At 64.9% G+C, this 23,075-nt stretch carries 23 protein-coding genes and 1 tRNA gene; 14 read left to right on the top strand and 10 right to left on the bottom strand.

Annotated elements, in window-relative coordinates; genetic code table 11:
* Nucleotides 1-230 (top strand): hypothetical protein (locus EWH12_RS22515; RefSeq protein WP_207212441.1); only part of this gene is annotated, 230 nt, incomplete at its 5' end.
* A 95-nt stretch (nt 231-325) separates the two neighbouring features.
* Nucleotides 326-400 (top strand) — tRNA-Asn (locus EWH12_RS18570).
* A 121-nt stretch (nt 401-521) separates the two neighbouring features.
* Here EWH12_RS18570 and EWH12_RS18565 read toward each other — a convergent pair.
* From EWH12_RS18565 to EWH12_RS18555, 3 genes are read right to left on the bottom strand one after another with little or no spacing between them, the layout of a single operon-like run.
* On the bottom strand, nt 522-1,883 hold the full coding sequence (locus EWH12_RS18565; RefSeq protein WP_129927477.1) for an SPOR domain-containing protein: 1,362 nt from the start codon (nt 1,881-1,883) through the stop codon (nt 522-524).
* Between the two features lie 19 nt (nt 1,884-1,902).
* Entirely contained in the window at nt 1,903-2,421 is a 519-nt protein-coding gene (locus EWH12_RS18560) for a hypothetical protein (RefSeq protein WP_066603289.1), read from the bottom strand.
* Nucleotides 2,422-2,434: 13 nt separating this feature from the next.
* The gene (locus tag EWH12_RS18555) at nt 2,435-3,154 is read right to left on the bottom strand and encodes a ParA family protein (RefSeq protein ID WP_129927476.1); all 720 of its coding nucleotides are present in this window, start codon (nt 3,152-3,154) and stop codon (nt 2,435-2,437) included.
* 201 nt (nt 3,155-3,355) lie between these two features.
* Between EWH12_RS18555 and EWH12_RS18550 the strand changes: the two genes are divergently transcribed.
* Nucleotides 3,356-4,363 carry an SPOR domain-containing protein gene (locus EWH12_RS18550; RefSeq protein WP_066605453.1) on the top strand — a complete coding sequence of 336 codons (1,008 nt, stop codon included), beginning with the start codon at nt 3,356-3,358 and terminating at the stop codon, nt 4,361-4,363.
* A gap of 4 nt (nt 4,364-4,367) precedes the next feature.
* Here EWH12_RS18550 and gcvA read toward each other — a convergent pair whose 3' ends face one another.
* The gene (gcvA, locus tag EWH12_RS18545) at nt 4,368-5,267 is read right to left on the bottom strand and encodes a transcriptional regulator GcvA (RefSeq protein WP_066603293.1); all 900 of its coding nucleotides are present in this window, start codon (nt 5,265-5,267) and stop codon (nt 4,368-4,370) included.
* 87 nt (nt 5,268-5,354) lie between these two features.
* On the opposite strand from gcvA, the gene EWH12_RS18540 reads away from it, so the two are divergent.
* Both EWH12_RS18540 and astD (EWH12_RS18535) read left to right on the top strand, forming a co-directional pair.
* Nucleotides 5,355-6,383 (top strand): DUF1338 domain-containing protein, encoded by a 1,029-nt coding sequence (locus tag EWH12_RS18540; RefSeq protein WP_129927475.1) that lies wholly within the window; start codon nt 5,355-5,357, stop codon nt 6,381-6,383.
* A gap of 2 nt (nt 6,384-6,385) precedes the next feature.
* Nucleotides 6,386-7,789, top strand: coding sequence for a succinylglutamate-semialdehyde dehydrogenase (gene astD / locus EWH12_RS18535; RefSeq protein WP_129927479.1), 1,404 nt, complete (start codon nt 6,386-6,388; stop codon nt 7,787-7,789).
* A 72-nt stretch (nt 7,790-7,861) separates the two neighbouring features.
* Here the strand turns inward: astD (EWH12_RS18535) and EWH12_RS22355 are convergent, their stop codons facing one another.
* The 6 genes from EWH12_RS22355 to EWH12_RS18510 all read right to left on the bottom strand — a co-directional run bounded on the left by EWH12_RS22355 (nt 7,862) and on the right by EWH12_RS18510 (nt 12,759).
* Complete coding sequence (locus EWH12_RS22355; RefSeq protein WP_165363662.1) at nt 7,862-8,014, bottom strand: hypothetical protein; 153 nt, start codon at nt 8,012-8,014, stop codon at nt 7,862-7,864.
* Between the two features lie 224 nt (nt 8,015-8,238).
* On the bottom strand, nt 8,239-8,619 hold the full coding sequence (locus tag EWH12_RS18530; protein ID WP_066605457.1) for a VOC family protein: 381 nt from the start codon (nt 8,617-8,619) through the stop codon (nt 8,239-8,241).
* A 425-nt stretch (nt 8,620-9,044) separates the two neighbouring features.
* Complete coding sequence (locus EWH12_RS18525; protein ID WP_066603296.1) at nt 9,045-9,260, bottom strand: DUF2093 domain-containing protein; 216 nt, start codon at nt 9,258-9,260, stop codon at nt 9,045-9,047.
* Nucleotides 9,261-9,271: 11 nt separating this feature from the next.
* Nucleotides 9,272-10,675 (bottom strand): NAD(P)H-dependent flavin oxidoreductase, encoded by a 1,404-nt coding sequence (locus EWH12_RS18520; RefSeq protein ID WP_066605459.1) that lies wholly within the window; start codon nt 10,673-10,675, stop codon nt 9,272-9,274.
* Between the two features lie 91 nt (nt 10,676-10,766).
* Complete coding sequence (locus tag EWH12_RS18515; protein WP_066603298.1) at nt 10,767-11,897, bottom strand: glycosyltransferase; 1,131 nt, start codon at nt 11,895-11,897, stop codon at nt 10,767-10,769.
* Nucleotides 11,890-12,759 (bottom strand): alpha/beta fold hydrolase, encoded by an 870-nt coding sequence (locus EWH12_RS18510; protein ID WP_066603301.1) that lies wholly within the window; start codon nt 12,757-12,759, stop codon nt 11,890-11,892. The genes EWH12_RS18515 and EWH12_RS18510 overlap by 8 nt, the downstream gene beginning before the upstream one ends.
* 37 nt (nt 12,760-12,796) lie before the next feature.
* On the opposite strand from EWH12_RS18510, the gene EWH12_RS18505 reads away from it, so the two are divergent.
* The 9 genes from EWH12_RS18505 (at nt 12,797) to EWH12_RS18465 (ending at nt 22,986) form a co-directional block, all read left to right on the top strand.
* The gene (locus EWH12_RS18505; RefSeq protein ID WP_129927474.1) at nt 12,797-14,194 is read left to right on the top strand and encodes a protein adenylyltransferase SelO family protein; all 1,398 of its coding nucleotides are present in this window, start codon (nt 12,797-12,799) and stop codon (nt 14,192-14,194) included.
* A gap of 65 nt (nt 14,195-14,259) precedes the next feature.
* On the top strand, nt 14,260-15,693 hold the full coding sequence (astD, locus tag EWH12_RS18500) for a succinylglutamate-semialdehyde dehydrogenase (RefSeq protein ID WP_066603308.1): 1,434 nt from the start codon (nt 14,260-14,262) through the stop codon (nt 15,691-15,693).
* 89 nt (nt 15,694-15,782) lie between these two features.
* Nucleotides 15,783-16,571 (top strand): uroporphyrinogen-III C-methyltransferase, encoded by a 789-nt coding sequence (cobA, locus tag EWH12_RS18495; RefSeq protein ID WP_066603310.1) that lies wholly within the window; start codon nt 15,783-15,785, stop codon nt 16,569-16,571.
* Nucleotides 16,568-16,864 carry a DUF2849 domain-containing protein gene (locus EWH12_RS18490; RefSeq protein ID WP_066603311.1) on the top strand — a complete coding sequence of 99 codons (297 nt, stop codon included), beginning with the start codon at nt 16,568-16,570 and terminating at the stop codon, nt 16,862-16,864. The genes cobA and EWH12_RS18490 overlap by 4 nt, the downstream gene beginning before the upstream one ends.
* Before the next feature lie 3 nt (nt 16,865-16,867).
* On the top strand, nt 16,868-18,499 hold the full coding sequence (locus tag EWH12_RS18485) for a nitrite/sulfite reductase (protein ID WP_129927473.1): 1,632 nt from the start codon (nt 16,868-16,870) through the stop codon (nt 18,497-18,499).
* Nucleotides 18,492-18,932, top strand: coding sequence for a DUF934 domain-containing protein (locus EWH12_RS18480; RefSeq protein ID WP_129927472.1), 441 nt, complete (start codon nt 18,492-18,494; stop codon nt 18,930-18,932). The genes EWH12_RS18485 and EWH12_RS18480 overlap by 8 nt, the downstream gene beginning before the upstream one ends.
* Complete coding sequence (locus EWH12_RS18475) at nt 18,925-19,710, top strand: phosphoadenylyl-sulfate reductase (protein ID WP_129927471.1); 786 nt, start codon at nt 18,925-18,927, stop codon at nt 19,708-19,710. The genes EWH12_RS18480 and EWH12_RS18475 overlap by 8 nt, the downstream gene beginning before the upstream one ends.
* A gap of 124 nt (nt 19,711-19,834) precedes the next feature.
* Complete coding sequence (locus tag EWH12_RS18470) at nt 19,835-21,133, top strand: chloride channel protein (protein WP_242496121.1); 1,299 nt, start codon at nt 19,835-19,837, stop codon at nt 21,131-21,133.
* Between the two features lie 98 nt (nt 21,134-21,231).
* Nucleotides 21,232-22,986, top strand: a complete 1,755-nt coding sequence (locus tag EWH12_RS18465) for a DUF885 domain-containing protein (RefSeq protein ID WP_129927470.1) — start codon at nt 21,232-21,234, stop codon at nt 22,984-22,986.
* Nucleotides 22,987-23,075 lie beyond the last annotated feature (89 nt).

The raw sequence follows: 23,075 nt of genomic DNA, 5'->3' as shown, positions 1-23,075 counted from the left end.
GGGCCATTCTGTCATCGGTCATCGTCTTCTTCTCCAGGTTCGAGTTCGCATCCGAACCCTACCAGAAGATCGACGGTGGCCACCCTCTCAGGGAAACCTTCCTACACCACCCCGTGGGACACGACCGGGAGCCACATTTGCCGGCCGACAGGGCGGGCATTTTTTTTCAAAAGATAGCGTCGTTGCGCCAACCCGCAAGCTACCTGCCCTGTCGTAAATCTCTGACATGAATTGACCTGATTTTTCGGTTGTCAGCCGCGCGATGCTCTTGCCATTTCCATTTCGCCGATGCATAGGCGCGGCCTGCCCGGCGAAATCCGGTCGTTCCCCGATAGCTCAGCGGTAGAGCATTCGACTGTTAATCGAATGGCCGTAGGTTCGAATCCTACTCGGGGAGCCATTTTGCCAACATCTTCAGCATCTTGATGCCGGTTCGATCCGTGATCGATTCGCCGCTCAAGAAAAAGCGCGCGAAGCCGGTGGGCTTCGCGCGCTCAGGGTCACGCTTGGGGGAGGAAGGTTCAGCGCGATGCGTATTGGCGGCCCTTGGCGGCGACGGCCCAGCGCTGCGGCGTCGCGCCAGGCGCGCCTTCGCGCACGAAGCACTGGCCGCTCCGCGCGCGGATCATCCGGCACGCCGTCATCGCGTCCGCCCGGCTGCCAAAGCCGCTGATGGCGAGCCGGTGATAGGTTTTGCCCTTGACCGTCGCCTGGCTGGTGAGCACCGGGAAGGCCGCCAGCGCGCCGCTGCGCCCGGCCATGCTCATCCATTTTTCCTTGGCGATCGCGGCATTGTCATACGCGCCCAGTTGCACCACCCAATTGCTGGCGCCGTTGGCGACCGGCTTGATGAACGCGGCCTGCTGCATCCGCGCGACCGGCGCGGCGGCGACGGCCGGCTGCCCCTTGGCGACGCGGCTCTTGGACAGAACCGGCTTGGCGTTGCCATCCTCGATGATGAAGTCGCGGACGGCGACGCGCGCAGGCGCGCGTTCCGCCCGCATGACGGGCGCGGAGACGACCACCGGCTGCGGCGCCGACGCGGCTTCCGCCACCTGCACCGGCGCTTCGGGCGGGGATTCCGGCAAGGGCGCTATGTCCGGCGCAGTCTGCGCCATTTCGATTGGCGCGGCGGCGGCGGCAGGCGCAAGCGCCAGGGCGACGGGCTGACCGGCATCGCCCTGATCGATCGTCACGCCCATCAGCGCGGCGACGCGCATCGGCGCTAAAGACGGCTCGGCGATCTGCGCCCAGTCGGAAATGCGCTTGTTCGCAGCCAGCGGCTCCAGATCCATGCCGACGATCATGCGCGCATCCTTCCAGCGACCGGCCAGCGCATAGGCATAGGCCAGGTTCTGGCGCGTGCGCGCGGTGGCGGATGGGTCATGGATCGCTTCGGACAAGATACGGACGCCTTCGGCCGTATCGCCCGTCATCGCCATCGCCAGACCATAGTCGCCGGCCGGCACGGTGCCGGCATTGGCGACCAACAAACTGCGCGCGCTGTCGGCACGGCCCTGCGCCACCTGCACCAGCGCCAGGCTGACGATCGTGCTGGCGTCGCTATTGCCCAGCGTCATCGCATCGCTCAACGCCGTCTCGGCCGATGCGAAGCGTCCGGCCAGCACATAGGCGCGGCCCAAAATCTGGCGATAGGCGGCATTTTGCGGCTGCAGCTGAACCACCGCTTCAGCGGCTTCCACAGCCTTGACGGCGTTACGGTCGGCCAGCGCCTTTTCGGCGACGATGGCGAGCTTGCCCGGATTGCCCTTCTGCTGAACGGCTGAAGCCGACGGGCGGAAAGCCGCGCCAGTGCAACCCACCATGGTCGTGGCGACGAGTAAGGAAGACAGCGCCGCCTTTCCGAATGTCGTGCGTTTCATAAAATTACCCACCCTTCATTCACTGGCCGTCGCGCATGTGCGGCAGCTGCTGAGTCAGCCGGTCGATTTCCGGCAGGTTATTGAGAAGATCGTCCAGCGCCTGCGTCACGATTTGTTGGGCCGACCGGCCCGTGATCGCGCAGGCCAGCCGCAGTTTGAGATGCCGTTCGGCGTCGAGGCGCAGCGTAAAAGCGGCCTTGCGGTTGCGGGCGACGGCCTGAACCGGAGTCGCCTTCGCGGCCAGCCGCTTGGCCAAAACCTTGCGTTCCGTCACCACCGGCGGGACGGGAACGATCGGCGTCATCGGCGTCAGGCCGATCGGCGCGGCCGGCTCCTCGATCGGTGCGTGCACTGGCTCGACATCGAATCCCATGTCGTTCCAGCCCAGATCGTCCTGTTGCCCAAAGTCTTCTTGCTGCAACGCCGCGCTCGACGCACGGCCAAAGCCCAGCATCGGACGACGCATCGCAGGCTGGGCCGCGCCCTTGCGGGCCAGCAGGCCCGATGTCAGCGAAGCGAGCGGCTTGGGTTCGGCCATGGTCCTTGCTCCCTTACTGGCCGATCACGCGGCGGCCGAAGCCCCCGCTGGATGGACGGCTGGCGATCGTGCCGACGCTGCCCTGGGGCACGGAAAAGACCGTGCGGCGGAAATTCTTCTCCAGCCGGTCCGATACATAGGACCAGAGCGCCTCGACCTCGGCGGCGGAGCGACCCTTGGGATCGACCTCCATAACGGTGCGGCCATCGATCATCGATGCGGCGAAATCGGTGCGGTGATGCAGCGTCACCGGCGCGACCGTACCGTGCTGCGAAAGGGCGACGGCGGCTTCCGACGTGATGCGCGCCTTGGGCGTCGCGGCGTTGACGACGAAGATCAACGGCTTGCCGGCGCGTTCGCAAAGATCGACCGTGGCGCCCACGGCGCGCAGGTCATGCGGGCTGGGCCGGGTCGGCACGACGATCAGTTCCGCGACCGAAATGACGCTCTGGATCGCCATGGTGATAGCGGGCGGCGTATCGATGACGGCCAGCTTGAAGCCCTGCTGGCGCAATATCTCAAGGTCGGCGGCCAGGCGCGCGACGGTGGTCTGGGCGAAAGCGGGAAATTCCGCCTCGCGCTCGTTCCACCAATCGGCCAGCGACCCTTGCGGATCAATGTCGATCAGCACGACCGGGCCGGCGCCGGCACGTTGCGCCTGCACAGCCAGATGGCCCGACAAGGTGGTCTTGCCCGATCCGCCCTTTTGCGACGCCATTGCCAATATCCGCACGCACACCCCCCAGAAAATCCAGTTCCGGGTCGGATTGCCACGAGTGGCGCTAAAATTTGGTTAACTGCCCGCGAAACTTGATGACCCTGCGACGCCATGGTTAAGCTACTGTCCAGCATCTTGCCGTTGCGCTAACAAGACTTTAACCTTGTTTGGCCAATGCAGTTGCCCATGACGATTTTCGCACTGGAGCCTGCGCATATGAAGCATATCTGGGGAACGGCGGCGCTGGTCGCGATGCTGGGCGTCGCACTGCCTGCGCTGGCGGATGTAAAAACCGGCGTCGACGCCTGGCAGCAGGGCGATTACGCCAAGGCGATCGCCGAATGGCGGCCCCTGGCGCAATCGGGCGATCCCGATGCGCAATTCAATCTGGCCCAGGCCTATAAGCTGGGCCGCGGCGTGCAGCCCGACCTCAACAGCGCGATCGACTGGTATCGCAAGGCGGCGGCGCAGGGGCATTTGCGCGCCGAAGACAATCTGGGCCTGCTGATGTTCCAGCAGGGCGACCGCAGCGGCGCCATGCCCTATCTGCAACGCGCATCCATGCGCGGCGAACCGCGCGCGCAATATATCGTGGGCACCGCCCTGTTCAACGGCGACACGCTGGCCAAGGATTGGGTGCGGGCCTATGCGTTGATGACCCGCGCCTCCGCGTCGGGCCTGCCGCAGGCATCGACCAGCCTGGAGCAGATGGACAAATATATCCCCGAAGACCAGCGCAAGCAGGGCCTGGCCCTCGCCGCCAGCCTGGAAAAGGGCGACAAGAGCGTGACGCTGGCGCAAGCGGCTCCGCCACCGCCGCGCAGCAGCCAATCGGCTGTTCGCACGACGCAATTGCCGCCCTCTACGCCCAGCCAACCGACACCGGCGCTCGCTCCGCCCAGGCCCACTAGCCAGCAGGTCGCCGTCGCCAAGCCGAAGCCCGCGCCTGCGACCACGCGGCCTGCCGCGACGGCCCCAGCTCCCGCCGCTTCGGGCGGCTGGCGCGTCCAACTCGGCGCGTTCAGCGAGGAAGGCCGCGCTCGCACATTGTGGAGCCAACTCAGCGGCAAGGTGAAAGGCCTGTCCGCCTATCAGCCCTATTTGGTGAAGGCCGGCGCGGTGACCCGGCTCCAGGCCGGACCGCTCGCCAGCAGCAACGACGCCGCGCGCCTGTGCGGGGCGATCAAGGCCGCCGGCGGAGACTGTATGCCAAAGAAGATGTAAGGGTTCAGGCTCCCCGCGCCTGCTCCATCATCCAGTCTCGGAACTGGCCCAGCGCGCCCGTTCCCAACGCCCCGGTCGGATAGACCAGATAATAGGCCTGCTCGCTCGACAGCGGCCGGGCGAAGGGGATCACCAGCGTGCCTGCCTCCAGTTCCGGCTGGATCAGGAAACTGGGGATCAGCGCCACACCGCCGCCAGCCGCGCAGGCCTGCGCCAGCATCAGGAAATGCTCATAGGCTGGTCCCGGCGCCAACGCCGACGCATCCACCCCGGCGGCCGTCAGCCAGCGCCTCCAGGCATCGCGCCGCGAGATCTGGCTGAGTAGCGGCGCGTGTAACAGGTCCGCCGGTTCGCATAAGGGGTGCGCGGCGAGCCAGGCCGGCGCGCAGACCGGCACCGCCTCCTCCCGGAACAGAAAGTCCATGGCGACGCCGGGCCAGTCCGCTGCGACACCGAAATGGACAGCTGCATCGAACTCTTCATGGCCGAAGTCGAAGGGTTGCGAGCGGGCGGCGAAGTCGATCACCAGATCCGGGTGGCGCGCCGTCAGTTGCGGCAGGCGCGGCGCGAGCCAGCGCATTCCGAAGCTGGGCAGCGTTGCGACCCGCAGCGCGGTCTGCGACGGTCGCGCCGAGGCCCGCGCCGTCGCGCGGCGGATGGCGTCGAGCGCAGGCAGCACGTCGTCGGCATAGGCCCGCCCCCCTTCGTTCAGCCGCACCCGCCGCCCGATCCGGTCGAACAGGGGCGTCTGGAGCCAGTCCTCCAATTGCGCAATCTGGCGGCTGACCGCGCTCTGAGTCAGCCCGATTTCCTCGCCCGCCCGCGAAAAGCCGCCATGGCGCACCGCCGCCTCGAAAGCGGTCAGGGCCTGCATCGGCGGCAGATGTTTGCGCGATCCATTCATTCCAAATTCGCATCAACAGATGACAGGTCGCCATTTTGAAAATCCTGCCTATCTTGGCATAAGGGCGTTGTCATCCCGGAGCAATTCATGTCGATTGAGAATATGGGCAGCATAGAAGCATTGGTCGTTGCGAGCCTGGGCGCAGACGCGGGCCGCCAGACGCTGGACAGGCTGGCGATCGAACCTGCGCTGCTGGCGCAGCACGGCGACACCGTCTCGCGCGCCGCCTTCGCCATGGCGTTGAACGTCGCCCTGTTCGCCGACCTGTTGCGCCGGGTGCCGAGCGGCGACGCCTATGTCACCGACACAGTGGCGCGCGGCGGCAAGGTCATATTCGACCACGGCGCGCTCCGCTCGATCCGCTTCCCCAATGGCCCGACCGGCGCCCTGCCCGGCGGCGAGGATGCCTTCACCCGCATCTTCCTTCCCTTGGGCTATACAATGGCGGCCATCTATCCGCTCGACCGGCTGAAGATGACGGGCCGCGCCTACCGCCATAGCGACTTCCCCGAAGCGATCCCGCAATTCTTCCTGTCCGAACTGCATGTCGATCGGTTCGACGCGGAATTTGCCGAGGCCGCCGGCCGCGTCTTCGGCACATCGCGCGATCCGCTGAACGATCAGGCGAAAGACGTACTCGCGCGCTATGAAGGCGATTCACCTGTCCAACTCGTTGACGCAATCGCCGCGCTGCCGGTGATCCTCTCCGCCTTCGACCGTCAGCATGAAGCGCCCGTTTTCGCCGATTATCAGCTATTGCTGTCCCGCTCCAACGAGGCTGCCTGGATCGCGACAGAGGGCAATGGATTCAACCATGCGACCGACCGGGTGGCCGATGTCGCCGCCCTCGCCGAACGGCTCAAGGGGGAGGATCGGCCGATGAAGGCGAAGCTGGAAGTCTCCGCAACCGGCCGTGTGCGCCAGACCGCCTTCCGCGCCGACAGCGTCGAACGGCTCTTTGCCGACGGCGAATTGCGGCAGGTGCCCGGCTCCTTCTACGAATTCATCAGCCGGGATATCGACCCGGAGACGGGCAGGCTCGACCTCGCCTTCGACACCGGCAATGCGACCGGTATCTTCGCCATGACGAGCGCGCAAGAAAGCGCAGTACGGTGAGCCTGATGCTCCAGTCCTTCGATCCGGCGTCACGCGAACTGGTCTGGGAAGGCCCGGCCGCAAACGCCGACGATTGCCACCGCGCCATCGCCACCGCCCATGCCGCCCTGCCCGGCTGGCGCGCCCTGCCAGTGGACGATCGCATCGCCATCGCCCGCCGCTATGCGCAGATATTGGCGGAACGGCGCGCGACGCTGGCCGAACTCATCGCCCGCGAAACGGGCAAATTGCTCTGGGAAAGCGACGCCGAAATCGGGTCGATGATCGCCAAGGTCGATGTGTCGATCAAGGCCCATGCCGAGCGCACCGGCGAGCGCGCCGCCGACATGCCCTTCGGCCGCGCCGTGCTGCGCCATCGCGGCCATGGCGTGATGGCGGTGCTTGGCCCCTATAATTTCCCCGGCCACCTGCCCAATGGCCATATCGTCCCCGCCCTGATCGCGGGCAATGCGGTGGTTTTCAAGCCTTCGGAGATCACCCCGGCCACCGGCGCCGCCATGGCCGATGCCTGGGCGGCGGCGGGACTGCCCGATGGGCTGTTGACCGTGGTCCAGGGCGGCCGCGCCACCGGCGAGGCGCTGGTCGCGGGCGACATCGACGGGCTGCTGTTCACCGGATCGGCGGGCGCAGGCGCGGCGCTGCGCCGCGCGCTGGTCGATCGCCCCCATGTCGTCATGGCGCTGGAATTGGGGGGCAATAATCCGCTGATCGCCTGGGACAGCCCGGAAGCGGCCGCTTCGATCATCATCAATTCCGCCTTCATCACCACCGGCCAGCGCTGTTCCTGCGCCCGTCGGCTGATCCTGCCGGAAGGCGCGACCGGCGACGCGATCGTGGAGGCTACCGCCGCGCTCGCCGCGCAACTGCCGATCGCCGCGTGGAATGAGCCGGGCGACGCTTTCATGGGGCCATTGGTGTCGGACCAGGCCGCCGCCGCATCGCACCGCGCCGTCAGCGACCTGATCGCGCGCGGCGCGCGGGTGATCCGCCCCTTTGGCGGGGTGCAAGGCCGCAGCGCCGCCTTCGTCACGCCCGCCCTGCTCGACCTCACTGGCGTCGATGCGCCCGATGCGGAGATTTTCGCGCCCGTCCTCACGGTTATTCGCGTGCCCGATTTCAACGCCGCGATCGCCGCCGCCAACGCGACCAGCTTCGGCCTGTCCGCTGGCCTCATCTCGCAGGACGAGGCGCTATGGCAGCGCGTGGTCGAGGAAAGCCGCGCCGGCGTGGTGAACCGCAACCGGCCGACCACGGGCGCGGCAGGCAACATGCCGTTTGGCGGCCTGGGCGCATCGGGCAATCACCGCCCCAGTGCCTATTATGCCGCGGACTATTGCGCCTATCCCATCGCCAGTTTCGAAGCCGACGGCGTGATGGCGGTGCCGGTCAACGGCTTGAGCGGCTGAGACGGTCGCCCGCACCGTCGGTCAAACGGCGCGGGCGGCTGAGTGGATAGAGTTTCCCGAACGGACCTGGATTCAAAGCCCTAGTCGCGCCCAGAAATCATCGGGGGCGATCGCTCCACCCGCAGACTTGCGCTCGACGCGGGTCCAGGACGAATGGGGCAGATAGACATGGCTGTCCGTCTGGGCGCGATGGGGTTGGCGGGGGCGTATTGTTTTGCGAGTCATCGTCTTCTCCTCCAAGCAAGGGAACACGAAACCTGGCGTCGTCGCTTCGGCACCGTGCGCTTTAGCCGTTGGTGACGCGGAGCAAGCTGACATCCTTCAAAAGCCGCGGAGCATGATGCCCGCCAATCTATCTATCGATCTGATTGAGAAAGTCGATATAGCTTTGCTTGGGGGGCGGCCAGTCTTGTTTGGCCATCCAATCGCAAACCAATCGAAGCGGCGGATCAGCCTATGCGATGCAACCCGCACAATTTGTTGCCCGCCGGATCGCGCAGATAGGCGAGATACAGCTTGCCGAAGCCGCCTTCGCGCACGCCGGGCGGATCTTCACAGGTCGCGCCGCCCGCTGCCACACCTGCTGCGTGCCAAGCGTCCGCCTGTTCGGGCGAGGCCATGGTGAAACCGATCGTCCCGCCATTTGCATGACAGGCCGACGCACCGTCGATCGGCTTGGTCACCAGAAACAAGGCATTGTCATGCATGTAGATGGCCCGGCCCATGTCGTCGAAAAACCCAGGCTTCGCACCGATCGCACCGAATATGGCGTCATAGAAGGCCTTGGACGCCTCCATATCGTTGGCACCCACCATGATGTGGCTGAACATCATCATCTCCAATTATGCAGAACTACAGGATGCATGGACGCAACATGGCAGCACCCATAGACGTGGCACGGGGCGCTCAATCCAGACAATGACCCCGACGAAAGCGCGGTCAGGCGGGAGATCCCGCCGCAGGAATCAGAAGATCGTGCTGTAGAGGAACCAGCCCACGATCAGCAGGCTCGACACGATGCAAATACGATCACCAAAGACGTCGATACGAGACATCAGAAAAACATCCTTCCACATGTAGCGCTCTACGTCGCCTCTGAGAAAAGATTACATCAGTTTTCACCGTATCGGAATAGCAAAGTTGCGACCAATCACCTTATTGAGACGCTGAACCGATGTTCAGCACCTCTTGAAAGCGATTTAGGCCAGCCCACCCCGTCTGGCGGACAGGCTGGCGTCGCTTTAGCGGCCGTTATTTATCGGAAATCCGGCCCGCGATGCAGCAGGAAGGACCGAGTCGCTTCCTCCGGCCCACGATAGGCTTCCTGAAACTCGGCGCTCCAATATTTCAGGTCTTCCAGATCGATTCGCGCGCCGGATACGGCGCACAGCACGAACTGCCCCGGTTGCACGATATCGAAATGCGGCGTGTCATAGCGCAGCACCGCCAGACCCTGAATATCCCCGATCATCGCCGACGCCGTCAATCGCCGGTCAGGATACGGTCGACCAGTTGCTTTACGGTCGGCACGAACCCGTTGGAATAGAAAGGATCCTGCTTGAACTTATAGGCGCCATGGCCCGCAAAGATCAGATTCTGATCGAGGTCGCCGCCATGCACCGCTTCCTGCAACGCCTTCTGGATGCAGAAGCTGCGCGGGTCGGCCAAGCGCCCGGTGGAGTTGGTTTCGCTGTCCATCCAGGACGAGAAGGAACATTGGCTGAGGCAGCCCATGCAGTCCGTCTGGTCCTTGCGGATGACGCCCTTTTCCTCTTCGCCCACGAACACCAGCGTATTGTCGGGCGTCTTGAGCGCGGCGGTGAAGCCCTGCCCCACCCATTCGCGCGCGCGGGTCAGATCACCCAGCGTGACCCAGAAATTCTTGCCTTTCACGCCCACGTCGAGCTGATGGGTATGGTCGCCCGCCTGTTCGGTGCTGAACGGTATCTGCCGTTCCGAGCGCGCCTCAAGCTGGCGCAGGAACGGATTGCGCACCGCCGAGCTGTAGAAGCCGGTCGGCGAGAATTTATGGAGCAGGACATCGCCGGGATTGAGCTGGGTCAACCGATCCTTCCACTCCTGCGGGATCGGGCTTTCCTGCGTCAGCAGCGGCCGGGTGCCGAACTGGAAGGCGATCGCGCCTAGTTCGGGATTGTCGATCCAGTCGTTCCAGTCCTTGAGCGCCCACACGCCGCCCGCCATCACGATCGGCACATCGTCCGAAATGCCGCCTTCGCGCATCGTATCGCGCAGCGCCTTGACGCGGGGATAGGGGTCCTGGGGCACCTTGGGGTCTTCGGCATTGGACAGGCCATTATGGCCGCCCGCCAGCCAGGGGTCTTCATAGACCACCGCCGCCAACCATTCCGACGCCTTCGAATAGGCCCGCTTCCACAGCGCGCGAAAGGCGCGGCCGGAGGATACGATGGGCAGATAGCTGACATTGTAGGAGGCCGCGATCTCCGACAGCTTATAGGGCATACCCGCGCCGCAGGTGACGCCCGCCACCATGCCCTTGGTCTTTTCCAGCACGCCGTGCAGGATGCGCTGAGCGCCGCCCATTTCCCACAGCACGTTGATGTTGATCGCGCCCTTGCCGCCCGCAATCTCATAGGCGCGCTTCACCTGTTCGACTGCGCCGTCGATGGCGTAGGCGACCAGTTCCTCATGGCGATCGCGGCGGGTACGGCCGTGGTAGATTTGGGGGATGACGTTGCCGAAACTGTCATAGCTGTCGGCATTGACCGCCGACACCGTGCCGATGCCGCCTGCGGCCGCCCAGGCGCCCGAACTGGCATGGTTGGACACGGCAACGCCCTTGCCGCCTTCGACCAGAGGCCAGACTTCACGGCCACCATAGACGATGGGCTTCAACCCCTTGAACAACGACATCTCCCGCAAAAACGGCCCGGCCCCCTCGACCGGGTAAAAGCGACCCTATAGCAGCTTTGGCTGTCTATGACGAATTTGGCGCGCCCTAGCGCAAAATCATGGGGCTGGCCAGTGCCTCGCCATAAAGGCGTGCATAAGCGTTTACCATGTCGCCTTCGGCATAATCGCGCGTCGCGCGGGCGCGGTTGGCAGCGCCCAGCCGGGCGCGCAGATCAGCGTCGCCAGCCAGCGTCGCCAGCGCGTCCGACAACCCTTGCTCATCCGCCACCACGAAAGCCCGATTTTCCGGCGCGACCATGTTGGCGACGTCGCCGACATCCATGGACGCCGCGGGCACGCCGGCCGCCATCGCCTCCACCAGCGATATCGGGAATTGCTCGCTGTCGGAGGATAAAGCGAAGATATCGAACAGGCCGACGAAGCGCCAGGGGCGGTCCATGAAGCCAGCCATATGGATATCGTCCAGACCGAGCGCAGCCGCCTGCGCCAGGATCGCGTCGCGCTCCGGCCCCTCGCCCACCACAACCAGTTGCAGCCGATCCCTGTGCGCCGCGACGGCGCGGACCAGGCGCGGGATGTTCTTGACCGGCCGCAACCCCGCCAGCGTGCCGACCAGCAGTTTGCCCGGCGTGCGGACGAGGCCGGGAATGGCGTCCGCCGCGGGCGGCGCGGCATAGCGGGCGACATCGATGCCGTTGCGGATCAGATGCACTTTGCCTGCCGGTTGCTTCCATACCGACCGCGCAATGGTTTCCAGCCGTACCGACGGCACCACCATCGCATGTGCGCGTTGCAGTCCGAGCCGACGGAAGAGGTTGCGTTTGACTTTCAACCCATCGGTTTCGTCGGCGTTGAAGCCGTCCTCATGATGGATGAGCGGCGGCAGGCCGGCCGAAGCCCCGGCCAGCCGATGCGCCATGACCGCGTCCATCGATCCCCAATTATAGGTCAGGACCAGGTCGAACCGCTTGAGGAAGGCGGTGATAACCTTGTACCGGGCAAGCCCCGGCTTGCCCGCGAAAGACGGCCCGTCGGGAAAATCGACGTCGAGCCCCGAATCGATCGCGTCGCGCGCGCCCATGGCGGCGGGGTCGGCGCTGACGATGCTATGGCGCGCCTTGTCGCCCCAGATGTTCATCAGCCGCACCGCGCGCGCTTCTTTGCCGCCCAAGGTGAAGCTGCCATGGACGTGGAGAATATGCGGCCGCTCAATCATGGAGGACGCGGTCCAGCAACCGGTCGATCGCGGCGACGCTTTCCGGCTCGTCCAGCGCAGGGGCATGGCCGACGCCAGGCACCGTCGCCAGTTCGACGCTGTCGCCGATCCCGTCCGCCATGCGCTGCGCCGTGGCGGCGGACAGCAGGTCGGATCGCTCGCCGCGCAGCAACAGGGTCGGGACGCCCTGGAACGCCTGCATCACCGGCCACATGTCGACGCCCGCCTCGCTGCCCATGGCGCGGATCGGTTCGGCGATCTTCATATCATAGTCCAGCACGACGCGCCCGCCGCTGTTCAGGCGATAGAGGCGCTTAGCCATGGCAAGCCATTGTTCCAGGTCATAGCCGGGATAGACGTCGCCATTGGCCTCGGCCAGGGCGCGGGCGGCATGGACCCAGGTCGGGTGCGACTGGCCCACCCCGACATAGGATCGGATGCGCGCCAGCCCGCCTTCGTCCAGCACTGGTCCCACATCATTGAGCAGCGCGCCCGCCAGCCATTCCTTGTGCGTGGCGGCTATCAACATGGTGATGACGCCGCCCAGCGATGTGCCGACCGCCACGAAACGGGTGATGGCCAAGTCGGCCAGCAAGCGACTGATATCCTGCAAATAGGTCAGCGGGACATAGGTCATCGCATCCTTGGCATAGGCGCTTTCGGCGCGGCCGCGCATGTCGGGGCAGATCAGCCGCCATTCGCCCGCCAGGCGCCCGGCCAGCGGTTCGAAATCACGGGCGTTGCGGGTCAGCCCCGGCAGGCAAAGCAAGGGCGGACGGCCGTCATCGCCGCCGTGATAATCCCGATAATGGAGTCGCAGCCCGTCGGGCGACCACCAATATCCATCGTTATAGCCGCTCAAGCTTGATCCTTCTGGTGACCTTCCCCCATATCGCCTTATGAACCAGACGCTGCAAGCCGCCATTTATCGCCCCGCCACCGAAATCGACGCGCTGATGCCCGACATCGCCGATCCGGTCGCGGCGGCGGACTTTCCACAGACGATCCTGCGCTACCGCAACGACAGGGCCGCCGCCTTCGTGGGGCTGGACGGGTTGAGCGACGCGGAATGGGTTGCGCATTTCGGCCGTTTTGAGCCGCTGGAAGGCGGCCTGCCGCGCCCGCTGGCGCTGCGCTACCATGGCCATCAGTTCCGCCATTATAATCCCGATATCGGCGACGGCCGCGGTTTCCTGTTCGCCCAGTTGCGCGACGATGCCGGCCGTTTGTTGGACCTGGGCACCAAGGGAACGGGCCAGACACCTTATAGCCGCTTTGGCGACGGCCGCCTGACCCTGAAGGGCGGCGTGCGCGAGATATTGGCGACCGAGATGCTGGAGGCGCTGGGCGTCACCACGTCCAAGACTTTTTCCATCATCGAGACGGGCGAGGCGCTGGAGCGCAACGACGAACCCTCCCCCACCCGCGGCGCGGCGATGGTGCGCCTGAGCCATTCGCATATCCGCATCGGATCGTTTCAGCGCGCCGCATTTCACGACGACAAGGCGCTGCTGGCGAAGCTGACCGACTATGCCCTCACTCGCCTCTATGGCGAGGAACCGGGCGACAATCCGCCGGCGCAATTGCTGGGTCTGGTGGTCGAACGCGCCGCCGACCTCGCCGCCAGCTACATGGTCGCAGGCTTCGTCCATGGCGTGCTCAACAGCGACAATATCAACATCACCGGCGAGAGTTTCGATTATGGACCGTGGCGCTTCACCCCGTTTTGGGACGCCAATTTCACCGCCGCCTATTTCGACCATCAGGGGCTTTACGCCTTCGGGCGGCAGGCCGAAGCGATCCATTGGGACGTCGCGCAACTGGCGGTGTCGCTTCGACCGCTGGTGGAGGCGCCGGCGCTGATCGCGCAACTGGAGCGGTTCCCGGCACTTTATGGCGACGCGATGCAACGGCGTTTTTGCTGGCGGCTGGGCGTTGAGGGAGCAGAGTCGGGCGCGATGATCGAGGCGGCCGTGCGCGGCATGGTGACGACCGGTATGCCGATCGACCGCTTCTTTCACGACTGCCGCGGCGGCATGGCGCGCGACGCCGCATCCTATGGCGATGCCGCCTGGGCGCCGTTTCGCGAGGCGATTACGGGCTTGGCCGCCATTCCCGGCGCGAAGGCGCATCCCTATTGGTCGGACGAGGCGCCCTGCTCCATGCATATCGAGGAAGTCGAGGCCATCTGGAGCGCCATCGACAAGGATGACGACTGGGTGCCGCTCCACGCCAAAGTCGCGGCGATCCGGCGGATGGGGGAGGCGCTTGGGAAGCCGCCCGGCCCCACGGCCTAAGTACGACGAGTCGAGAGCGCATCCCTCTTCTTTCCTTAACCAATTTCCGTCATAGCTCTCTCCAAATGGTCGCGCCGCTTACATCCCATGAACCCGCCACCGGCGCTCTGCTCTGGCAGGGCGAGACGGGCGATGTCGATGCGGAGGTTTCCCGCGCCCGCGCCGCATGGCCGAAATGGGCGGCGCAACCCATCGCCTATCGCATCGAAACGCTGCGGCGCTTCGTCAATGTCGTGCGTCGCAACGAAGACGCCCTGGCCGACCTGATCGCGCGCGAAACCGGCAAGCCGTTATGGGACGCCCGCAACGAAGTGCATGCGGTGATGGGCAAGGTCGATGTCAGCGTCGCCGCCTACTCCGAACGCACCGGCCAGCGCCGGCTGGAAGCGGCGCTGGGCGCGCGCCAGTCGGTGCGGCACAAGCCCCATGGCGTCATGGCGGTGCTTGGTCCCTATAATTTCCCCGCGCATTTGCCCAACGGCCATATCATTCCCGCGCTGCTGGCGGGCAACGCCGTGGTGTTCAAGCCGTCGGAAAAGACGCCGGCGGTGGGCGAGATGATGGTCAAGCTCTATCATGAGGCAGGCGTGCCGGTGGATGCGATCCGACTGCTGCTCGGCGGGCCAGACGTGGGCAAGGCGCTCGGCGCCCATCCCGATGTTGGTGGCATCCTCTTCACGGGATCGGCCCAGACCGGCATCGCGATCAACCGCCAATATGCCGCGCAGCCGTCCAAGATATTGGCGCTGGAAATGGGCGGCAATAACCCGATCATCGTGTGGGACACGCCAGAAATCAACGCCGCCGCGACGCTGGTGGTCCAATCGGCTTTCATGAGCAGCGGCCAGCGCTGCACCGCCGCCAGCCGCCTGATCGTGCGCGACAGCATCGCCGACCGGCTGATCGCGGAAGTCAAGAAGCTGGCCGACCGGCTGATCGTCGATCATCCCCATGCCGACCCCACGCCCTATATGGGTCCGGTGATCGACAATCCGACCGCCGACGGGCTGACGGAGAGTTTCCTTTACCTGATGAGCAATGGTGGCCGACCGATCAAGCATATGGTCCGGCCGCACAAGGGCTTGCCCTTCCTCAGCCCGGCAATCATCGATGTGACCGCGATGAAGGAGCGGCCCGACGTGGAATTGTTCGGCCCGTTGCTCCAGGTCATCCGCGTTGCTGACTTTGGCGATGCGATCGCGGAGGCCAACAACACCCGCTATGGCCTCTCCGCATCGTTGATCGGCGGGTCGCCCGAACAATATAATCAGTTCTGGGCCAATATCCGCGCGGGCGTGGTCAACTGGAACCGGCCGACCAATGGCGCCTCTTCCTCGGCGCCCTTCGGCGGCACTGGCATATCGGGCAACCACCGCCCCAGCGCCTATTACGCCGCCGATTATTGCGCCTATCCGGTGGTGTCGGCGGAAATCGAAACGCCCCGCGCCTCGATCGGCGTAGGCCTCAAGGACATCGACGTCAGCGTGATGGGCGATTGAGCCGCCCAATATTTCCCCAAAACATTTCCTAGTCCCCGCCATACCCATTCTGAATTGAACTTTGGCTGCGCCTTCGCCATCTGGCCACTATGGCTGATAAAGCATCTTCGACAGTGCAGTTGGTAGGCGCAGGACCGGGCGACCCGGATCTGTTGACCATCAAGGCCGCGCGCCTGATCGCGCAGGCGGACGTCATCGTGCATGACGGGTTGGTGTCGGACGCGATATTGGCGCTCGCTTCTCCTCATGCCGAGCTGATTTCCGTCGCCAAGCAACGCAGCCGCCATTCAATGCCGCAGGAGGCGATCAACGCCCTGCTGGTCGATCTGGCGCGCGAAGGCCGCAACGTCGTGCGGTTGAAGGGTGGCGATCCGTTCATCTTTGGTCGCGGCGGCGAGGAGGTCGATGCCTGCCGCGCCGCTGGCGTGTCGGTAGAAGTCGTAGCCGGCATCAGCGCTGCGATCGGCAGCGCTGCGATGGCGCAATTGCCGCTCACCCACCGCGAAGCGTCCAGCGCGGTCAGCTTCGTCGCGGGCCAGTGCAAGGGGCTGACAGACCAGGACTGGTCGGGCCTGGCGGGTCGGGGCCGCACGCTCGTCATCTACATGGGCGTCGCGACCGCAGGCGAAATCGCCGACAAGTTGATGGCGGATGGCGTGTCCCCTGCGATCCCCGTCGCGGTGCTGGAAAATGGCACGCGCGCCGACATGCGGACGCTGCGCACCCTGCTCGCCGATCTGGGTGACATGGTGGCGCGCGAGAATGTGGTTAGCCCGGCCCTGATCGTGGTCGGCGACGTCGCGACCCATGCGCTGGCGCGCGACGTGCTGGCGAATTGGGCCGCAATAGGGGAGAATATTTCGGAGATGCGTTCGTGAAGATATTGACCGGCAACGATCTTGTGAGCGGCGACGTCATCTGGTGGGCAGGCGACGGCTGGTCGCGCCAGGTCGGCGACAGCGCCGATGTGGGCGAGCGCGGCGACGACCTTGCCCGCACCGAGGAAGCCGCGCTGCGCGTGGTCGGCGCTTATGTGATCGACGCGACCGTTTCTGACGATGGCGTGCGCCCGGCCCATATCAAGGACCGTATCCGCGCGCTCGGCCCCACCGTGCGCCCCGACCTGACGCTGAAACCGAACGACGCCGATGCCGGCAACTGGGTGATCTGAACCATGTATCGCTACGACAGCTATGACCAGTCCATCGTCGACGCCCGCGTCGAGGAATTTCGCGACCAGGTGCAGCGCCGCCTGACCGGCGCGCTGACTGAGGATCAGTTCAAGCCGCTGCGGCTGATGAACGGCCTTTATCTGCAACTCCACGCCTATATGCTGCGCGTCGCCATTCCCTATGGCACGCTGTCGGGCAAGCAGATGCGCAAGCTGGGCGAGATCGCGGCCAAATATGATCGCGGCTACGGCCACTTCACCACGCGCCAGAATCTACAATATAACTGGATCAAGCTGGCCGATGCGCCCGACATCCTGGCCGAACTGGCGACGGTGGAGATGCACGCCATCCAGACCAGCGGCAATTGCATCCGCAACATCAGTTCGGACCAATATGCCGGCGTCAGCGCCGACGAAGTGGCGGACCCCCGCCCCTGGGCCGAATTGCTGCGCCAATGGTCCAGCTTCCACCCCGAATTCACGTACCTGCCGCGCAAGTTCAAGATTTGCGTGATCGCCAGCGACGATGATCGCGCGGCGATGAAGTTGCACGATATCGGCCTGAAGCTGGTGTCGAAGGACGGCGTCATCGGCGCGGAAGTCTATGCCGGTGGCGGCATGGGCCGCACGCCGATGGTTGCGCCGCTGATCCGCGATTTCGTGCCGGAAGAGGAGATTGTCTCCTATCTGGAAGCCTGCCTGCGCGTCTATAATCGCCACGGCCGCCGCGACAACAAGTATAAGGCGCGGATCAAGATCCTGGTCCATGAGATCGGCGTCGAAGAATATAAGCGCCAGGTCGAGGAAGAGTTCGCCCATATGCGGACCCTTGGCCTCAACCCGCCGGTCGAGGAACTGAACCGCATCCGCGCCTTCTTCGCGCCACCCGCCTATGAAACGGGCCTGTCTGACGCAATGGATCGCAGCGATCCGGCTTTCGCTTTGTGGGTCGATCGTCAGGTCGCCGCGCACAAGGCGCCTGGCTATGCCATCGTCAATATCAGCCTGAAGCCGCTGACCGGCATCCCCGGTGACGCATCGGCCGAGCAGATCGAACTGGTCGCGACCCTGGCCGAGCGCTATTCGCTCGACGAGCTGCGCGTCACCCATGCGCAGAACCTGGTTCTGCCTCATGTTAGGAAGGTGGACCTCTACGCCATCTGGCGGGAACTGGAGGAAGCGGGTCTGGCCGAAGCGAACCTGGACCTCATTACCGACATCATCGCCTGCCCTGGCCTGGACTATTGCGCGCTCGCCAATGCCCGTTCGATCCCGCTGGCGCAGAAGATCGCGCATCGTTTCGCCGCGGCCGAGCGTCAGGCGGAACTGGGCGAGTTGAAGCTCAAGATTTCGGGCTGCATCAACGCCTGCGGCCACCATCATGCCGGCCACATCGGCATCCTTGGCGTCGACCGTAAGGGCGTGGAGAATTTCCAGCTGTCGCTGGGCGGATCGGGCGCGGAGGACGCCAGCCTTGGCCAGATAACCGGCCCCGGTTTCTCGGAGGATGGCGTGGTCGACGCGATCGAAAAGGTCACCGACCTCTATCTTGCGCAGCGGGAAAGCGGAGAACGCTTCCTCGATACCTATCGCCGTCTCGGCATGAAGCCCTTCAAGGAGGCGATCTATGGTTGAGTTCCTGTCCTTCCGCAACGGCGAAGCCACGCAGGAACCCGCGGTGACGGTCGAAGCCTTCACCGGCCAGACCAACTCAACCGCCGTTCGCATCGAGGCGGGCGAGGATGCGCGCGAATTGCTGCCGCATCTTGACCGGCTGTCGCTGGTCGAGGTGAATTTCCCCGCTTATGGCGACGGACGCGGCTATTCGGCGGCGCGCATCCTGCGGGAATCGGGCTATCAGGGCGAATTGCGCGCCGTGGGCGACGTGCTGGTCGACCAGATCGTCGCCCTGCGTCGCTGCGGTTTCGACAGTTTTCATCCCGCCAAGCCGCTGGACGACGCCGCCGTCGACCGCGCGCTCAATCGCTATGCCGACGTCTATCAAAAGGCGATCGACGGCCGCATCCCGGTTTGGGCGAAGCGGCACCCGGAGACGACCAATGGCTGAACCTGCCCGTCAGATCGACCTGATCGACGCCCGCCCCGCCTTTACTCAGACACAGGCCGACGCGCTCAACGCGCGGTTCGAGGGCGTCGATACGATCACCATGCTCAAGACCGTGTTTGCAGAAGGGCTGGCCGGCAATGTCGCCGTCGTCTCCTCCTTTGGCACGGAAAGCGCGGTGCTGCTCGATCTGGTAGCGAAGGCCGATCCGACCGTCCCAGTGATCTTCGTCGATACGCTCAAGATGTTCGCCGAAACGCTGCATTATCGCGACACGCTCATCAAACGCTTCGGCTTCACCGACAGCCGCACGGTCGCCCCCATCGCCGACGTCATCGCGAAGAAGGACGAGACGGGCCTGCGCTGGTCCTACGACCCGGACGGCTGCTGCGAAATCCGCAAGGTCGAACCGATGAAGCGCGCAAAGGAGGGTTTGGACGCCTGGATTTCGGGCCGAAAGGCGTTCCAGTCGGTCACGCGCCAGAACCTGCCCCGGTTCGAGGTGGAGGATGGCCGACTGAAACTGAACCCGCTGGGCGACTGGAACAAGGTCGAGCTGGAGGCTTATTTCGAGGCCGAAAATCTGCCCCGCCATCCGCTGGAATCCCAAGGCTATCTGTCGATCGGCTGTGAACCCTGCACGTCGAAGGTGATGCCGGGCGAAGACCCGCGCGCAGGCCGCTGGCGCGGTTGGGACAAGGTGGAATGCGGTATCCATTCGCCGGTCACGCCCATCCCCGTCATCGATCCCGAAGATCCGGCCAACCAGCCGGTCTTCTGATCGACCCGAAGGCCCGAAAAAACGGCCTTTCAGGGTTTCGTCCCTTGCCCTACCCCGCTATGGGTCGCCCTTCCCGGCCTGATCGGTCGCAGCACGGGCGGATTATCGACATGGCGCAACCAATATGATCGGACAGCTTCGCCTGTTCCGGCGCCGGGTGCGCGTGATGATGCGCCGCCATGGCCCCGAAGCGCTGATCTGGCGGCGGCGTATCGCCATATTGGCCGGCGCAGTGCTGGTCGGCCTGACGGCGCTGCTGTTCGCTGAACTGGCCGACCATGCCGGTGCGCTGTTCCGGCGCATGATCGCCTGGTGCTGGTGGCTTCCGCTGGTCGTGACGCCCCTGGGGTTCGCCGCCTTCGCCTGGATCACGATGACGATCGCCCCCGCCGCCAAGGGATCGGGCATCCCGCAAGTGATCGCCGCGGCGCGCAATCCCGATGCAGGGATGCAGCAACTGGTGTCCGCCCGAACCGCCTTCGTCAAATTCTGGCTGACCATCGGCACCTTGTTGTTCGGCGCGTCGGTGGGCCGCGAAGGTCCGACGGTCCAGATCGCCGCCAGCATCATGGGATATATGCACCGCTTCATGCGCATCCCGCTGCGCGCATCGGTGTTCATCGCAGGCGGCGCGGCGGGCGTGGCGGCGGCGTTCAACACGCCGCTCGCCGGCGTCGCCTTCGCTATCGAAGAATTGGCCGCCGCCTATGAGCAGCGCATGACCCTGCTGGTGATGGCCGCCGTGCTGATCGCGGGCATGGTGAGCCTGGGGCTGGCTGGCGACTATGTCTATTTCGGGGAGATGCGGCAGACGTTGAGCGTCCATGACGCGCTGATCGCCGCACCCGTTGCGGGCTTTCTTGGCGGGATCGCCGGCGGCCTGTTTTCCCGGCTGATGCTGGCGACCGGTTCTACCGCATGGAAGCCGATGCGGTGGTTGCGGGATCGGCCGGTTCGTCTTGCCTTGCTGTGCGGAGGCGCGGTGGCGGTCATGGGCGTCACCACCGGACTGACATGGGGCACCGGTTACGAAACGGCACAGTCCGTCATCACCGGGCAGGACGTGCCGATCTGGTTCGGCGCGGCGAAATTCGTATCGACGCTGGCGACCGCCATGTCCGGTCTGCCCGGCGGCATCTTCGCCCCCTCTCTGTCGGTCGGCGCGGGCATTGGCGACATGTTGCGCAGTTTGTTTCCCAGCTATCCGCAAGGCGCGGTGGTGCTGCTCGGCATGGTCGCCTATTTCACCGGCGTCGTCCGCGCGCCGCTGACCGCCGTCATCATCATTTCCGAAACCACCGCCAGCCGCGGATTGATGATGCCGCTGCTCGCGGCGGCTTTGGTCGCCGACTTTTCTGCCCAGTTGGTTAGCAAGGAACGTCTCTACCACGGCCTTGCCAAGCGCTTTACCCTGCCTGGCTGAATCTGTCCCGCCTGCGTAACAAAGTTACAAGAAGCTGGACGAACAGCGCCAGTCGCGCGATACCCGCGCGCCATAGTCAGATAGCAGGGAGTCGCCCCATGGACCGTCGTCAATTTCTCGCCACCACCGGCGCCCTGGCGCTCGCCACCGCTGCCCCGCGCGCTTTGGCGCAGGGTACCGACGATGCGCGCCTGTCCGCCGCCTTCGCCGCCATTTTCGAGCGGCAACTGGATCTGTCGCCCAGCTTCGTCACCAGCCTGGGTCTGGACAAGGGCGCTCGCGCCGGAGCAAAGAGCCAGCTTGACGACAATAGCAAGTCGGCGATGCTGAAAAAGCTGGCCGCAACCCAGGCCGCGATCAAGGAACTGGACAGTTATAAGACCGCCAGCCTGTCCGATGCCCAGCGGCTGAACCTTGACGTCATCCTCTATGCGCTGGACCAGCAGACCGTGGCCCCGGCCAAATTCGGCCTTAACAGCGCGGTGCGCCCCTATCGCATCTTCCAGCAGGGCGGCAGCTATTTCTCAACGCCCGATTTCCTGAACACCGCCCACACCATCAACGCGGCCGCCGATGGCGATGCCTATGTCGCGCGGCTGGAGGCCTTCGCCCGCAACCTGCGCACCGACACCGCGCTTCAGCGGGACGAGGCGGCGCGCGGCTATCTGGCGCCGGGCTGGTCGCTGGACCTGACGCTGGGACAGATGAAGACGCTGCGAGCGCAACCCGCCGCCGCAAGCTCCATGGTACAGTCGCTGGTCAAGCGCGCCGCGGCCAAGGGCATCGTTGGCGATTGGCAGGCGCAGGCGGCAGCGGTGGTGGAAAAATCCATCTATCCCGCACTGGACGAACAGATCGCGGCAATTGAGTCGTTGAAAGGCGAGACGGCGGCGGGCGATGGCGTATGGCGCACCCCGCGCGGCGACGAAATCTACGCCGCCGCGCTCAAAAGCGCGACCACGACCGACCTGTCCGCCGACCAGATTCACGCCATGGGGCTGGAACAGGTGGCTGACATCAGCGCGCAGCTCGACGCCATTCTGAAGGGTGCGGGCTATGCCAAAGGCATGATCGGCGAGCGGCTGGCCGCCCTCAATGCCGAACCGTCGCAGCTTTACGCCGACAGCGCCGAAGGACGCCTGGCGTTGCTGGCCCAGCTTAACCGCGATGTCGATGCGATGAAGGCCAAGCTTCCTAATGCCTTCGCTACCATTCCTGACACCGCATTGGAAATTCGCGCAGTGCCGGTCGAGATTCAGGACGGCGCGTCGAACGGCTATTATAACCGCGCGGCGCTCGACGGGTCGCGCCCGGCTATCTATTTCATCAATCTCAAAGATGTTGGCGACTGGCCGAAATATGGCCTGCCGGCGCTGACCTATCATGAGGGCGTGCCGGGCCATCACCTCCAAATCTCGACCGCGCAGACGGCGAGCGACATTCCGATGCTGCGCAAGACCGCCTTCATGAGCGCCTATAGCGAAGGCTGGGCGCTTTATGCCGAGCAACTGGCCGACGAGCTGGGCGGCTATGCGACGCCGCTCGACCGGGCTGGCTATCTCCAGTCCTTCCTCTTCCGCGCGGCGCGGCTGGTGGTCGATACGGGCATCCATGCGAAGAAGTGGAGCCGCGAGCAGGCGACCGATTATATGGTGGAGAAAACCGGCTTCGCCCGGCCGCGTTGCCAGCGGGAGGTCGAGCGCTACTGTACCCAGCCTGGCCAGGCGACCAGCTACAAGGTTGGCCATGGCGTCTGGACCAAGGCCCGTGCCGATGCCCAGGCCGCGCAGGGCAAGGCGTTCGATCTCAAGCAGTTCGTAACCGACCGGTTGAGGCCGCCTGCCTTGCTGTGATGTGAGCGCGTAAGAGACGTCCATAAGGACGTCGTTATGGACGTCCTGAGCCAAAGCGAGGGACGGCGGTGGAGATATTGGGCCGGGAA

It is taken from the genome of Sphingobium cupriresistens (assembly GCF_004152865.1).
GTDB classification, from domain to species: Bacteria; Pseudomonadota; Alphaproteobacteria; order Sphingomonadales; family Sphingomonadaceae; genus Sphingobium; species Sphingobium cupriresistens.
This window is presented reverse-complemented; position numbering and strand designations above follow the sequence as displayed.